Consider the following 14,207-nt stretch of genomic DNA (forward strand, 5'->3'; position numbering starts at 1 on the left):
TCTACTCATCAAAACTCAAACGAACATTTGGGCCTTTTGGTAAGGTTTGACAGCTAAGCACATAGCCCTTTTCAACTTCATCTTTTTCAAGGCTATAGTTAAGGAACATATCGACTTCACCAGAAACAACTTTACAACGGCAAGTCGCACACACCCCACCTTTACAGGCATATGGCAAGTCAGCACCTGCGCGTAAAGCCGCATCAAGAATACTTTCATCATCCTGAGCCACAGACACAATCAGTTCACGACCATCTAAAATGATGTTTACTTTTTCTTCTTTACGGTTTGCATCAGCTTCAGCGCTACGTTTACGCGCTTGGCCTGTGTGGAAACGTTCGGTGTGGATTTTTTCTTTTGCAATACCATAGCTTGGCAAAGTGCTTTCTACGGCATTCATCATTTCGTCTGGACCACATGCAAAAACATGGTCAAAACTCGTTTCAAGTACATCAAAATCAAAAAGCTGTTTAAGCTTTTCTTCATCAATACGGCCATTCATCAGTTCACTGTCATTGAACTCACGAGAAAAAATATTGATGAGTTGAAAACGTTCTTTAAACTGATCTTTCAGATCCATAATTTGCTCGGCAAACATGGTTTGTTTCCATGAGCGATTGCCATAGAGCAATGTAAATTTAGCTTCAGGTTGTTCAAACAACACCTGCTTAACAATCGATAAAATTGGCGTAATACCACTGCCCGCTGCAACGCCTAAATAGTTTTGTCCACCCATCTTGGCTGCTTTCTGAAAAAACACGCCTTGGGGTGGCATCACTTCAAGCACGTCGCCTACTTTCAAATGGTCATTTGCCCAGTTTGAAAATTGACCTTGATCAATTTTTTTAACCGCAATACTGATATCTTCTTTTGCTGCATAGCTACAAATTGAATAACAACGGCGGATTTCACCAGCTTCTGTTAAATGGCGAATGGTTAAGTGTTGCCCCGGTTGAAATTGAAATTGTTCTTGTTGTTCAGGTACAACGTCAAATGCAATACAAATTGCCTGATCGGTTTGAGGCGTAATACTTTTTACTTTTAATGGTACAAATTGGCTCATGGCTGATTTCCTTATCTAAAGACTTAAATACATTTGAAGTAATCAAAAGGCTCAAGACAGTCCTGACATTTATAAAGTGCTTTACAGGCGGTAGAACTAAACTCTGTTAACAGTCGGGTGTGTTTACTTTTGCAACGTGGGCACTCGACACCATCTTTTAAGTGAACGTGAGTCCCACATTGATGCGCCAACCCTTCTGGTGGTGCAATGCCATAAACTTGCAGTTTCTTTTTACCCGCTTCAGACATCCAGTCCGTGGTCCATGCTTCTGACAAATCGACCATGACTTTGACTGGTGTCAAAGCTTCTGCGGTAAAGGCTTCAGCAATTTGTGCTTTCAACATATCTGTTGCTGGACAACCGCTATATGTCGGAGTTAAACGAACAATAATTTCTTGTTGGTCGTTAATCTCTACACCACGAATCATGCCTAAATCCACAACAGATAAAACCGGAATTTCAGGGTCACTTACCGTTTGTAGAACATCCCAACATTGGTCGATGCAATGACGAATCATTTGCATGGCTCACCTCCTTGTCTTACCAGGTCATGCCTGGATAAGTTCTTTGAATACTTTGCATTTCAGCCAACAAATAACCTAAATGCTCGGTATGCAATCCTTGTTTTGCACCGCGGCGATAAGCACCGTTCACAGCAACATTTAATTCAAAACGTTTAAGTTCATCTGCAATGGTTTGGTTCCATTGTTCTTTTTCATTTGAAAAATCTGGAATCACACCTTCTGCAACTAGTGCTTGTTCGTCTGCATTAAGTTCAAATAACTCAGCAGTAAAGCGCCATAAATTATTTAATCCATCTTGTACACGTTGATGTGCTTCATCTGTGCTTAAACTTAAACGTTCCATCCAGCTTGTTGAAAAACGGATGTGATACTTCACTTCTTTTAAAGATTTGACAGCAAGCGCACTAACTTCTGGAAGCGAACTCTGGGTTAAAGCCGTAAATAAATGAAGATGGTAATGGTCCATCAACCACTGACGTACAATCGTTTGTGCAAAATCGCCATTCGGTTGTTCGCATAACAATAGGTTTAAAAACTCACGTTCTGTACGGAAATATGCAAGCTGATCTTCATCACGTTTAGCTTCATCATATTGACCAGCCAAAGTCAGAAAGTTTCTTGCCTGACCTAATAAGTCCAAACCGATGTTTGCTAAGGCAATATCAACTTCAAGCTCAGGTGCATGCCCACACCACTCAGCCAAACGCTGAGACAAAACCAGTTGGCTGTCGCCAATATGTAATAAGAATTTAGATAAAACTGAATGATTCATGTGTCATCTCCCTTACATGTGCTCAATGCCATCTGGGATATGGTAGAAAGTCGGATGACGATAAACCTTGTCTAAAGAAGGATCGAAAAATTCAGCTTTTTCATCTGGCTGTGATGACTTAATCAGTTCAGAACGAACCACCCAAATGCTGATTCCTTCATTGCGGCGTGTGTAAACATCACGAGCATGTTGCAGTGCAATCTCATCATCAGGTGCTCTTAAGCTGCCTACATGACGGTGGCTTAAGCCTTGTTTACTACGTACAAATACTTCGTAGAGCGACCAGTTGTTTTTATCTTCCATTTTGATTTCCTCAAATTTTTCCATAAATCTTGTTAAGCCACTTTGTTCGCTTCAAGCTGTTGTTTTTTAGCGTAGACCACGGCTGCATCACGAACCCATTTGCCGTTTTCCCATGCCTTACGGCGTGCTTCGATACGCTCGTGATTACATGGTCCACGTCCGGCAATCACTTCTTTAAATTCGTGCCAGTCGATCTCGCCAAACTCATAGTGGCCTGTTTCTTCATTCAGTTTTAAATCTGGGTCTGGAACTTCCAAACCTAGCTGTAAAATTTGCGGCACCGTGTTATCAACAAACTTTTGACGTAATTCATCGTTACTAAAGCGTTTGATTTTCCATGCCATGCTTTGTGCGCTGTTTGGAGAGTGCTCATCACTTGGACCAAACATCATGAGTGCTGGCCACCAGTAGCGATTTACCGCATCTTGTGCCATCTGTTTTTGTTCTGGTGTACCACCTGCTAAAGCCATCATGGCTTCAAAACCTTGGCGTTGGTGGAAACTTTCTTCTTTACAAATACGTACCATTGCACGTGCATATGGTCCGTAAGACGTACGGCAAAGCGCAACTTGGTTCACAATGGCTGCCCCATCGACAAGCCAACCAATTGCAGCGACATCTGCCCAAGTCAAAGTTGGATAGTTAAAAATTGATGAGTATTTCATTTTCCCATCAATTAATTTTTCCATCATGTCATCACGGTCAGCACCTAAAGTTTCTGCGGCGCTATACAAATACAAACCATGACCTGCTTCATCTTGTACTTTCGCGAGCAAAACCGCTTTACGTTTTAAAGTCGGCGCACGAGTAATCCAGTTTCCTTCAGGCAACATACCTACAATTTCAGAATGGCCATGTTGCCCAATTTGACGAATCAATGTTTTGCGGTAGGCATCGGGCATTTGATCCTTAGCCTCGATCGTAATTTCATTGGCAATATTTTGTTCAAATTTCTGGTAGTTGTTTTCCATTCTTTCATTCCCTGTAGGCATCACCCTTAAATCTATTTTTCGATACACTAAAAACAAAGTCAATCACTTTTTTAGTATCAAATTAAATTACCAACAGTAAAACACATCAAATTATTGAAATTATTAAATTTAAGCCAATTGTAAAAAACCTTTTTACTTTTACAAATCAAAATAAAGTTGACTTTTAGACAAATTAATCTGAAATTATGAATCATATTTTTTCAATTTTTATAATTGACGTATCACATAAAAAAAGGAGTTTGGTCATGCTTGAACAAGCACACCTAGAAGGAACCTCAACTGACACAGATTTTCAGCAGTCTGGGCATCAACTGCCTCATCTTGCTTCTTCTGTCTATGGAACATGGCATTCGACCAGTGAAGAACTGCGCCCTGTTTACCATGCCATTACAGGTGAATCGATTTATGCCGTAAGTAGTCATGGCATTGATATGAAACGTGTTGTTCAATATGCCAAACAAAATGGTTCAGAACTGGCTAACTGGACATTCCACCAACGTGCTAATGCGTTAAAACAAATTGCCCAACATTTGCTTGAGCGTAAAGAAGAGTTCTACAAACTTGCTTATGCCACAGGCGCAACTCGTAAAGATGCATGGATTGATATTGAAGGTGGCATCCAGACGTTATTTGCTTATTCAAGTCTGGTTCGCCGTGAACTCAATGACGAAAAAATTATTACTGAAGATAGCTGGATTCAATTATCTAAAAATGGAACTTTTGGTGCTAAACACATTTTAAGTCCTAAAGCAGGTGTTGCCGTTCACATCAACGCATTTAACTTCCCAATTTGGGGAATGCTTGAAAAGATTGCACCGACGCTACTTGCAGGTGTGCCATGTATTGTGAAACCTGCAACAGATGGTTCTCAATTAACTCAAGCGGTTGTAAAAGCCATTGAAGAAGCCCATGTATTACCAAAAGGCTCGCTACAACTTATTTGCGGTCAGACTTATGACTTGTTCGACCACTTAGGTCCACAAGACTGTGTTACGTTTACAGGTTCTGCTTACACAGGTCAAAAACTGCGTAACCACCCTCACCTCAATAAATATTCGATTCCATTTAGCATGGAAGCCGACTCGGTAAACAGCGCAATTTTAAGCCCTGAGGCAAATGAAGAAACAGTCGATTTATTTGTGCGTGAAGTTTTCCGTGAAATGACCACAAAAGCAGGCCAAAAATGTACTGCGATTCGTCGTGCATTTGTTCCTGAAAACTTGTTAGCGACTGTGCAAGAAAAGCTAACTGCCAAACTTGCTAAAGTTGTGGTAGGTGACCCTCAAAAAGAAGAAACCACCATGGGTGCTTTAGCGAGCATTAAACAAAAACATGATGTTGCAGAAAAAGTTGCCGAACTCAGCAAAGATGCAAAAATTGTTTTTGGTGGCAACGATAGCTTTACATTTAATGCAGATCATCCTGAAAAAGGCGCTTTTTTCGCTCCAACTTTATTGCTATGTGAGCAACCTTTACAAGCAACACATGTGCATACCACAGAAGCTTTCGGTCCGGTATGTACCCTCATGCCATACAACAACATTGAAGAACTAGCTGACCTTGTTTCACGTGGCGAAGGTAGCTTAGTGGCTTCAGTCGTTAAAAATAACGATGAGAATATTGAACAGATTATTCAAAAAATTGCACCTTGGCATGGCCGTGTCCATGTACTCGATGCAGAATCGGCAAAAGAAAGTACAGGACATGGTTCACCACTTCCGCATTTAGTACACGGCGGACCTGGTCGTGCAGGTGGCGGTGAAGAGTTAGGTGGTATTCGCGCTGTTAAACATTATATGCAGCGTACTGCAATTCAAGGTTCTCCAAATAGCTTGACGCAAATTACTCACTCGTGGACTGCTGGTTCAAAAGTTAATGAAGACCGTGTACATCCATTTAAAAAGTCGTTTGATGAGTTAGTGATTGGTGAACGTTTATTGACGGCTCGTCGCACCGTAAGCGAAGCAGATATTGTCAACTTTGCTGGTTTAAGCGGTGACTATTTCTATGCGCATACCGACAAAATTGCAGCTGCCGAGTCTTTCTTTGGTGAGCGTGTTGCACATGGATATTTCATTGTGTCTGCCGCAGCTGGTCTATTTGTAGATGCAGCACAAGGTCCTGTGATTGCCAACTACGGCATGGATAACTTACGTTTTGTTGAACCAGTTAAAATTGGTGACTCGATTCAGGTTGAATTGACCTGCAAACAAAAAACGCCTAAACCACAAAAAGACCCGTCTCAGCCTGCGCATGGCGTTGTAGTGTGGGATATTAAAGTCAAAAACCAACGTGGTGAACTTGTCGCAACTTACGACATTTTAACTTTAGTTGCTCGTGATTTATAAATAGAACCCAAACTGATGGATAGTCAATATCCATCAGTTTTTATCTTACATGAGTCGTTGTTCTTTTAATGGATCGAAAAATAGCGACTTTAGAATTGTCTCAGATGAAAACGTTTAGCCAGTTTCTTTTGCAGAATAATAACGAGAATTGGAAACACTGCTGCGGAAATTACACATATCACTAGTAACTTGTTTAGATTTTGTGGTGCCATGCCACAATCAGGTAATAAAAAAGCAGACAGAAAGAATGCGATGGTTGTAACCAGATACATGATTGAGGTCTGTAATGAAGAAAATCCAGCTCGTTGTCTATCATCAGGAAACTGAATCGAAACCACCGAAGATGACACCAAACGACTGTAAGATGCACCGAGAAATAAACTAATAAATAACGTCGCATGCTGATAGCCTAAAATTGGTATCAGCAAACTTAGTATAAAGACGATCGTTGAAGCTGTAGCCAGCATTAAAGCAGAGAAACGGGAGGTTAACGCCCCTGTGATTTTTGTAGACAGATAACCTATCACGCCCCCGCTAAAGAAGAGCCAAGACAGTAGATCTTGAGAAGCACCCAACTGTTGTATCATTAAGGGTGCCAAAATAGGAATAACCAGCATAGGACTAAACTGAACAAGTGCATTACTGGAAGCGAACAGTAAAGTTTCCATATCAAGATGCAGCTTAGAGAACGTATCTAAAGAAACTGGGTCTTGGGGAATGACGGATACAATCAATGGTAATGCCAATACACATAAGGCACTTATGAGCCACAAAGCCACATGCCAGCCATAATGTGTGCACAAAAATAATATCGTGGGCATTCCTACAATACTTACTATTGAAAATGACGCGATCACCGTCGCCAACATTTTTCCATGCAAGTTAGGCGGCACGTTGTTTATTAATATACTTATACCCACACCCATTGTGGTACCGCCGACCAGCCCTGCACAAAATCGAAGTGCAAGTAGAAGACTAAAACTGGATGTATATGTAGTCAAAAGTGTTAGTAGACCCAACAACGCCATATTGGCAATTAAAAAATGTTTCTTATTGAAATGATCAATCCAGTAAAAAGCAATAATTCCCGAAAGGACGGCACCTAGTGTGTACATGCCGGACACATAGCCTGAGAATGATACAGGCACTGCGAAATCCGTTGCCATAAAAACAAAAACAGGGTTGAACACCATATATTCCAGTGCATTGGTGAACTGAACAAAAGCAATCACAATAGCTATCCGCATGAGAGCTTTATGATTAAATATCTGCATGACTGGGGGCATAGCAAGCAACCTATGGATGAAAGATATCCGAGTTTAGCTGCTATCAATGGTGTTTATTATATGGTAGAAATGGCACTTATTATTATCAAATATAGGATAATTGATGCGTCCTGCTCTGGATTTTAATACCCTGAAAGTGTTCATTGCGGTGGTTGAAAGAGAAAGTTTTGTTGGAGCATCGAAAATCCTTGAAATGCCGACATCAAATGTGAGTCGCTGTATTTCTCAGTTAGAAGAAAAACTGGATCTCCAGCTGATTGAGCGTAGTACCCGACATATGAAACTCACTCAGGCAGGACAGTTACTCTACACCCGAGCAAAACCATTACTAGAGGCGCTTGAGCAAACTGAAACAGAATTAACGTTGCGGCAAATGCAACTCAAAGGCCCATTGCGAATCTGTATTCCCAATGAAATAGGTCCTGCATTGCTGGGTTCTGTTATTGCCGATTTCGCCTGTCAGTACCCAGACCTTGAGATCAGCTGTGTTACCAATTTGTCAGGTTTCGAATCTCTGCGAGATGATCTGGATTTAGCTATCATTATTACCCGTGGTCAGATGGATAACAGTGACTACATCGCACGTCATCTGGTGACTATCCCTTGCACTATTGTTGCAGCCCCATCCCTCATTCAGCGTTACGACACCCCGACTCATATCCAGCAATTTGAAGAATTACCCTGTATTACAACAGTAAGTGCACTTAAAGGTGCTCCTTGGCAGTTTGTCAATAAAAAGGGAGAATTCGAGACCATCAAGGTTAAAGGGCATTATCGGGTAAACAGCGGGGAGATGGCAGGACAAGCTGCGATATCAGGTGTCGGTTTCGCGATTTTATCAAAACAAGCTTGCCAACCCTATATTAGCGATGGACGTTTAATCGAGATTGAGTTTGAACAATCGGTAGCGCCGCTCCAATTGTTCGCACTTTATTCAAATCGTCGTTACTTACCCGCTAAAACAAGAGCACTTATTGATTTTATGCAGCAGAAATTGAGTGATAGTTCGAGCTGATAAGGTCACTTTCTTTTTGCTGTTTATTTCCTCACTCATTTTAGGAATCCTTTTTGCCAATCAGTCTCAATTTGTTAAGATGGCAACCGTGAGAAATTAAGTTAAGCTCTCACACACTGTTGACTCAATTTTGACATAAAAAAGTACACTAAAAGGTATACTTTTTTCTTAGATTAAGTCCAATTCATACAGAAGTTGTTAGAATTGGTTAGATGACCAAACGTAAAATATTATTGATTTTTTAAGGGTTTATTACGCATGAATAGCGCTGAAATCATGGCTGATCTCTCCACCCACACTCCAATGATGCAGCAATATCTCAAGGTTAAAAAAGACTATCAACATGCGTTGCTGTTTTATCGTATGGGCGACTTTTATGAACTCTTCTTTGAAGATGCCCATTTAGCAGCTAAACTTTTAGGTATTACCTTAACCCATCGTGGTAAAGCAAACGGCAACCCGATTCCAATGGCAGGCGTTCCCTATCATTCGGCAGAAGGTTATCTTGCACGTCTTGTCAAAGCTGGGCGAACTGTAGCCATTTGCGAACAAGTCGGAGAAGTGACAGGTAAAGGTCCGGTTGATCGTAAAGTTGTTCGTATTCTTACACCTGGTACTTTAACTGATGATGCATTACTCAGCAGTTATCAATCGTCTAATCTCGTTTCATTATGCATTCATCAAAACCAGATTGGTTTCGCGTTACTCGACTTAAGTGCAGGTATTTTTAAAGTTCAACAACAAGATTACAAGCCAGAACAATTACCTATTGAACTTGCGCGTTTAATGCCAAGTGAAATCTTGATTGATGAAGACTTGGTCGACACAAATATTATCGAGCAAATTAAAAAACACTTAGAATGCCCTGTTACCAAACGTCCAAATGTAGACTTCAATCTAAATAACGCACAAAAAACTTTATGTGACCAATTTACGGTATCAACACTTTCAGGTTTTGGTTTAGACCCATTACCTTTAGCTAAAGCTGCTGCCGCTGCACTCATTCACTATGCAAAAGAAACACAAAAAACTGCATTACCGCATATCCGTTCAATTCAGCTTGAGCAAAGTACAGACTTTATAGCGCTCGACCCAATCACACGCCGTAACCTAGAAATTATCGAACCGTTATTTGAACATGGCACCTCATTATTCCAACTGGTAAATGACTGCCAAACTGCAATGGGTGGTCGTTTATTAAGCCGCACACTCATGCAACCTGTTCGTGATACAGCCTTGCTCGATGCTCGTTTAGATGCGATTGAACAACTCATTCAGGGCTATCACGAAAGTCCAGTTCGTTTAGTGCTTAAAGAAATTGGTGATATTGAACGTGTGCTTAGCCGTGTTGCACTAGGCAGTGCGCGACCACGCGATTTAGTTCAGCTTCGTCATGCATGTGCACAAATTCCAGCTTTAAGAACAGCGTTAACTCCAGTCATTCAAGCGAAAAAATCCAAGTTATTAGTTCAACTTGATCAAGAACTTGGAGATTTTAAAGCACTTCATCAGCATTTGATGGCAGCAATTGTTGAAAATCCGCCAGTATTACTTCGTGATGGCAATGTAATTGCAGAAGGATATGATGCCGACCTCGATGAATTACGCCAAATTCGTGATCATGCAGGTCAGTTCCTAATTGATTTAGAAATTAAAGAACGCGAGCGCACAGGTATTAACACCCTTAAAATCGGCTATAACCGTGTAAGTGGTTACTACATCGAATTGACTCGTGCTCAAGCAGAACAAGCCCCTGCTGACTATATCCGACGTCAAACATTAAAGAATGCTGAGCGCTACATTACGCCAGAGCTGAAAAGTTTTGAAGATAAAGTTCTGTCGAGTGAGTCGCGCGCATTAGCACGTGAAAAAGCATTATTCGAAGCTTTGCTTGAAAACCTTCGTGAAAATATTGCTCACTTACAAATGATGAGTTCGGCAATTGCTCAAATTGATGTGGTGGCAAACTTTGCTCATCAAGCACGTCTAAACAATTGGGCACGTCCTGAATTTACCCCAGAAACGGGCATTAAAATTCAGGCGGGTCGTCACCCTGTGGTTGAAGCATTAAATAAAGCACCATTTACCCCAAATGATACTTTCCTTGATGCTCAGCACCGTATGGCAATTATTACCGGTCCAAACATGGGTGGTAAATCAACCTTCATGCGTCAAACCGCATTAATTAGTTTACTTGCTTATTGCGGTAGCTATGTTCCTGCTAAAACAGCCAAGCTTGGTCCAATTGACCGAATTTTCACTCGTATTGGTTCAGCGGATGATTTATCTACAGGCAAATCTACTTTTATGGTTGAGATGACAGAAACTTCGCAAATTCTGCACCATGCCACCAATCAATCGCTTGTTTTAATGGATGAGGTTGGCCGCGGAACCAGTACTTATGACGGTTTATCTTTAGCATGGGCTTGCGTGGTTGATTTAACAAAGCGCGTAAAATGTTTATGCTTATTTGCCACTCACTATTTCGAGTTAACTGAACTTGGTAGTGAAGCAGGAATTGATAACTATCATGTGACGGCGCAAGAGCTTAACGGCAACCTGATTTTATTGCATAAGGTTCAGCAAGGCCCTGCAAGTCAAAGTCATGGTTTACAAGTCGCAAAATTAGCGGGCATTCCTGCCAATGTTATTAAAGAAGCACAGAAGCGTTTACGCATTTTGGAAAAACAGCAGCAGCAACATCTACAAACCAGTTTTCAAAATGATTTGTTTGCTCCACCAGATGCAAACTCTGGTTCACAAATCATAGAAAAAGTTGTCGAGATCGAAGTTTCATCCCCTGCTCTAGATTTACTTAAGCAAATTGAAGTCGATAACTTATCGCCTCGTCAGGCACTTGAACAACTCTATGAGCTGAAAGCTGCGCTGAAATCTTAATAAATCACGTCTGAATAAGCAGGCTTAGGTCTGCTTATTCACCTCGGAGAATAATATTTATATGATCTTAAGATCTTTGCAATATTCAGAAATCGATCTTATTTGGCAGCAAATTAGCCGCCGTGAATTAATCACTCAAAACTACATACAAAAACAGCAACATTTAGACTTAGTTGATTGTTTTTTTGATGTACAACATTGGGACGCATATCATCTAGAAAATGACCCACCAAAACTGAAACAACTCTTTGAGCAAGGTTCAATATTTATCGGCGCATTTGATGCTTCTGAAAAACTCGTTGGTGTGAGCGTAGTCTCAAATCAACTTATAGCGGACTACCCTCATGCGAAATTACTCCACTATTTCTATGTCGATGCAGACCAACAAGGTCAAGGCATTGGTGCTAAGCTTATGCAAGCCGCAAAAGAGTCCGCCAAGCAACTCGGTGCAAAACAACTGTATATTTCAGCAACCCCGAGTCGGCGCACTGTAGACTTCTATATGAAGCATGGTGCACAACCTTTAAGTGCTCCAGATCAACAACTTTGGCAGCTCGAACCTGAAGATATTCATTTAGTGTGTAATGTTTAGCTCTAAATATTTGAATATTTTCAGCCAAAAAAGCTGAAAATCAAAATTTGTAAAAGAAAAAATGAAAAGTTAAGGTATTTATTAAAATAGATGTCTTGACTTAAATGACATCTAAACAATTAAATAAAATAATTTTTAAGTTATTGTTTTATAAAATATATTATTATTTTAATTTTATAGACAAGCAGTTCATAAGACTGAAAGATTTGTTTGATTATCAACGTATTAACTTATCTTCATATGCATGAATAAAGAATATCAATAAAAGCAATTGTTTGTTTACCCCTTTTTTGCCTAAAATAAGCTATTCGAAATGAAACCATATTTTTTAGGTAGCTGTCGCCATGACCTTTGTTGTCACTGAAAATTGTATTAAATGTAAATACCAAGATTGCGTAGAAGTTTGTCCTGTTGACTGTTTCTACGAAGGTCCGAATTTCCTAGTGATTAATCCGGATGAATGTATTGACTGTGCATTATGTGAACCAGAGTGCCCGGCAAATGCAATTTTCTCTGAAGATGAGTTACCAGAAGGTCAGGAAGTGTTTATTGAATTAAATGCTGATCTTTCTCAAAAATGGCCTAACATTACTCAAATTGGTGACCAACCAGCTGACCGTGAAGAATGGAACGGCAAACCTGATAAATTACAATATCTTGAAAAGTAATTTCAAAAAAGATCAGCAACCGCTGATCTTTTTTATACCCTATTCAAACATTTCATTGCAAATTCCTCGTAATTTGTGCACTGTTTTGCATTAAAATAGCCGCAATATTTATAAGTGCTTAATTTTTCTTATGCGGAAGTTTTTGCAGAGTCTGGTGCCCTTATGCATAATCCCAGCGGTTATGGTAGGTTGTGTCAGCTCTCCCCAACACACAACAACAGGCAAAACCTCTCCAAGTGGTAAACGAATCTTTATTCCACAAGAGCGCGTTATTATCGAGCGCCCGATCCCCCCTAAAGTTGAGCCTGCGTCTTATCGAGGCTGGTTAAGTTCTGGTGAAAATTACCAACGTGTTCGTGAGTACGAAAACTTCTTAACCCGAAATAACGTCGCAGGCATTGTGCCAAGTTTTGAGTTATTACGCTCAGCACGTGATTGGCAAAAATGTGGCCGCTCAGAATATGCGGTGCCTAATCGCGAACTTTGGGGCAACTCTTTATCAACCCTACGCGTATTTAAATATTTAGTTGCAGCAAAAGTTTTAACTGACTTTGAAGTAACCTCGGTTTACCGTGACTTACCTTTAAATGAATGTGCAGGTGGCGCAAGCTCATCTAAACATTTATTTAACTCGGCAATCGATTTCCGTATTGGCCCTGAGTTCCCACAAGCTCAAGATTATGCATTTATCGAAAATACCAAGTTTAAACTTTGTCAGTTCTGGGCTCAGCATGGCCAAAGCTTAAATATGGGTATTGGCTTATATAGCTCCGGGCAAATTCATATTGATACTCAAGGCTATCGTACTTGGGGACCAGACCTCACCCGAAACAGTTCGATGTGTAATTTCTAATTCAAAAAACTCCTTTCAACTGAAAGGAGTTTTTTTATTGCTCATTTCTCAATCAACCAAAATTTCTTGAAACGAAGATTTTTGCACTCTATGCATAAACGTTTAAAATAGCCCGATCAACATATAGGTAAATTTGATTATGCAGCAGATGTGGACAGACATTGACCAATATATCGATTCACATTTAATTCCTGAAGACCCGCGACTCGAATATGCATTAAAGAATACTGATGAACATGGCTTTTCAAATCATCTTGCAGTGGCACCTAACCAAGGTATGTTCTTGCAGATGCTTATTCAAATGAATAAATGCAAACGAGTCTTAGAAATTGGAACCTTTGCTGCATATAGTACCATCTGGTTAGGCCGAGCTTTGCCTGAAGATGGTTATTTACTCACAATAGAAGGCCGTGCTACTCATGCAGAAATGGCTCAAAAAAATATCGACCATGCTAACCTTCCGGTAAAAGTCGATCTTAGAGCTGGCCGCGCCGCTGATATTCTGTCTGCAATTGATCCTCAATCTATCGAGCCTTTCGATTTTATTTTCATTGATGCAGATAAACAGGGTTATCCTGAATATTTAGAATTGAGCCTGAAATTCTCTAAATCAGGTACGATTATTGTGCTTGATAATGTCATTCGCGCAGGTGATATTTTAAATCCAGACAATAAAAAACCGAGTATTGAAGGCATCCGTGAAATGTTTAAAGCTCTCGAAAATCACCCACAAATATTGTCTTGTACAGCCTTACAAACAGTCGGCTCCAAAGGTCATGATGGCTTCGCAATTGCAATTGTGAAATAATGGTTAAAAAATCATCTTTTTTATTTTATTATTTATAATCAATAAATTACTTTTATTACTGTTGCTTTTCCATATAGTTATCCAC

13 protein-coding genes are annotated in these 14,207 nt (G+C 40.2%); 7 read left to right on the forward strand and 6 right to left on the reverse strand.

All coding sequences use genetic code 11. The features are described 5' to 3' along the window. Position 1: 1 nt before the first annotated feature. The 5 genes from paaE to paaA are packed head-to-tail and all read right to left on the reverse strand — an operon-like array spanning position 2 to position 3,633. Positions 2 to 1,063 carry a 1,2-phenylacetyl-CoA epoxidase subunit PaaE gene (gene paaE / locus AOLE_RS12920; protein WP_013198406.1) on the reverse strand — a complete coding sequence of 354 codons (1,062 nt, stop codon included), beginning with the start codon at positions 1,061 to 1,063 and terminating at the stop codon, positions 2 to 4. Positions 1,064 to 1,086: 23 nt separating this feature from the next. After that, the gene (gene paaD, locus AOLE_RS12925) at positions 1,087 to 1,587 is read right to left on the reverse strand and encodes a 1,2-phenylacetyl-CoA epoxidase subunit PaaD (RefSeq protein ID WP_013198407.1); all 501 of its coding nucleotides are present in this window, start codon (positions 1,585 to 1,587) and stop codon (positions 1,087 to 1,089) included. Positions 1,588 to 1,603: 16 nt separating this feature from the next. Beyond that, positions 1,604 to 2,359, reverse strand: a complete 756-nt coding sequence (gene paaC, locus AOLE_RS12930; protein ID WP_005303777.1) for a 1,2-phenylacetyl-CoA epoxidase subunit PaaC — start codon at positions 2,357 to 2,359, stop codon at positions 1,604 to 1,606. A gap of 12 nt (positions 2,360 to 2,371) precedes the next feature. Next, on the reverse strand, positions 2,372 to 2,662 hold the full coding sequence (paaB, locus tag AOLE_RS12935; RefSeq protein ID WP_000389648.1) for a 1,2-phenylacetyl-CoA epoxidase subunit PaaB: 291 nt from the start codon (positions 2,660 to 2,662) through the stop codon (positions 2,372 to 2,374). Positions 2,663 to 2,694: 32 nt separating this feature from the next. Next, a complete protein-coding gene (gene paaA, locus AOLE_RS12940; protein WP_013198408.1) occupies positions 2,695 to 3,633 on the reverse strand; it encodes a 1,2-phenylacetyl-CoA epoxidase subunit PaaA in 939 nt (312 codons plus the stop codon). Between the two features lie 266 nt (positions 3,634 to 3,899). Between paaA and paaZ the strand changes: the two genes are divergently transcribed. Beyond that, positions 3,900 to 6,002 (forward strand): phenylacetic acid degradation bifunctional protein PaaZ, encoded by a 2,103-nt coding sequence (paaZ, locus tag AOLE_RS12945; RefSeq protein WP_013198409.1) that lies wholly within the window; start codon positions 3,900 to 3,902, stop codon positions 6,000 to 6,002. A gap of 89 nt (positions 6,003 to 6,091) precedes the next feature. Here the strand turns inward: paaZ and AOLE_RS12950 are convergent, their stop codons facing one another. Next, on the reverse strand, positions 6,092 to 7,288 hold the full coding sequence (locus AOLE_RS12950; RefSeq protein ID WP_013198410.1) for an MFS transporter: 1,197 nt from the start codon (positions 7,286 to 7,288) through the stop codon (positions 6,092 to 6,094). A gap of 103 nt (positions 7,289 to 7,391) precedes the next feature. Here AOLE_RS12950 and AOLE_RS12955 point away from each other — a divergent pair, with 103 nt between their 5' ends. The 6 genes from AOLE_RS12955 (at position 7,392) to AOLE_RS12980 (ending at position 14,122) form a co-directional block, all read left to right on the forward strand. Continuing rightward, on the forward strand, positions 7,392 to 8,303 hold the full coding sequence (locus AOLE_RS12955; RefSeq protein ID WP_013198411.1) for a LysR family transcriptional regulator: 912 nt from the start codon (positions 7,392 to 7,394) through the stop codon (positions 8,301 to 8,303). A 258-nt stretch (positions 8,304 to 8,561) separates the two neighbouring features. Then, a complete protein-coding gene (gene mutS / locus AOLE_RS12960; RefSeq protein WP_013198412.1) occupies positions 8,562 to 11,201 on the forward strand; it encodes a DNA mismatch repair protein MutS in 2,640 nt (879 codons plus the stop codon). A gap of 61 nt (positions 11,202 to 11,262) precedes the next feature. Next, the gene (locus tag AOLE_RS12965) at positions 11,263 to 11,793 is read left to right on the forward strand and encodes a GNAT family N-acetyltransferase (protein ID WP_013198413.1); all 531 of its coding nucleotides are present in this window, start codon (positions 11,263 to 11,265) and stop codon (positions 11,791 to 11,793) included. 344 nt (positions 11,794 to 12,137) lie between these two features. Continuing rightward, positions 12,138 to 12,461, forward strand: coding sequence for a ferredoxin FdxA (gene fdxA / locus AOLE_RS12970; RefSeq protein WP_003650851.1), 324 nt, complete (start codon positions 12,138 to 12,140; stop codon positions 12,459 to 12,461). Between the two features lie 130 nt (positions 12,462 to 12,591). Next, on the forward strand, positions 12,592 to 13,314 hold the full coding sequence (locus AOLE_RS12975) for a D-Ala-D-Ala carboxypeptidase family metallohydrolase (protein ID WP_174746768.1): 723 nt from the start codon (positions 12,592 to 12,594) through the stop codon (positions 13,312 to 13,314). A gap of 139 nt (positions 13,315 to 13,453) precedes the next feature. Further along, on the forward strand, positions 13,454 to 14,122 hold the full coding sequence (locus AOLE_RS12980; protein ID WP_013198414.1) for an O-methyltransferase: 669 nt from the start codon (positions 13,454 to 13,456) through the stop codon (positions 14,120 to 14,122). The last annotated feature ends 85 nt before the right edge of the window (positions 14,123 to 14,207 follow it).

It is taken from the genome of Acinetobacter oleivorans DR1 (assembly GCF_000196795.1).
In the GTDB taxonomy this organism is placed as follows: domain Bacteria; phylum Pseudomonadota; class Gammaproteobacteria; order Pseudomonadales; family Moraxellaceae; genus Acinetobacter; species Acinetobacter oleivorans.

Coding starts and splice junctions, on each gene's coding strand:
- paaE (WP_013198406.1), bottom strand. CDS start 1,063: ATGAGCCAATTTGTACCATTAAAAGTAAAAAGTATTACGCCTCAAACC.
- paaD (WP_013198407.1), bottom strand. CDS start 1,587: ATGCAAATGATTCGTCATTGCATCGACCAATGTTGGGATGTTCTACAA.
- paaC (WP_005303777.1), bottom strand. CDS start 2,359: ATGAATCATTCAGTTTTATCTAAATTCTTATTACATATTGGCGACAGC.
- paaB (WP_000389648.1), bottom strand. CDS start 2,662: ATGGAAGATAAAAACAACTGGTCGCTCTACGAAGTATTTGTACGTAGT.
- paaA (WP_013198408.1), bottom strand. CDS start 3,633: ATGGAAAACAACTACCAGAAATTTGAACAAAATATTGCCAATGAAATT.
- paaZ (WP_013198409.1), top strand. CDS start 3,900: ATGCTTGAACAAGCACACCTAGAAGGAACCTCAACTGACACAGATTTT.
- AOLE_RS12950 (WP_013198410.1), bottom strand. CDS start 7,288: ATGCCCCCAGTCATGCAGATATTTAATCATAAAGCTCTCATGCGGATA.
- AOLE_RS12955 (WP_013198411.1), top strand. CDS start 7,392: ATGCGTCCTGCTCTGGATTTTAATACCCTGAAAGTGTTCATTGCGGTG.
- mutS (WP_013198412.1), top strand. CDS start 8,562: ATGAATAGCGCTGAAATCATGGCTGATCTCTCCACCCACACTCCAATG.
- AOLE_RS12965 (WP_013198413.1), top strand. CDS start 11,263: ATGATCTTAAGATCTTTGCAATATTCAGAAATCGATCTTATTTGGCAG.
- fdxA (WP_003650851.1), top strand. CDS start 12,138: ATGACCTTTGTTGTCACTGAAAATTGTATTAAATGTAAATACCAAGAT.
- AOLE_RS12975 (WP_174746768.1), top strand. CDS start 12,592: ATGCGGAAGTTTTTGCAGAGTCTGGTGCCCTTATGCATAATCCCAGCG.
- AOLE_RS12980 (WP_013198414.1), top strand. CDS start 13,454: ATGCAGCAGATGTGGACAGACATTGACCAATATATCGATTCACATTTA.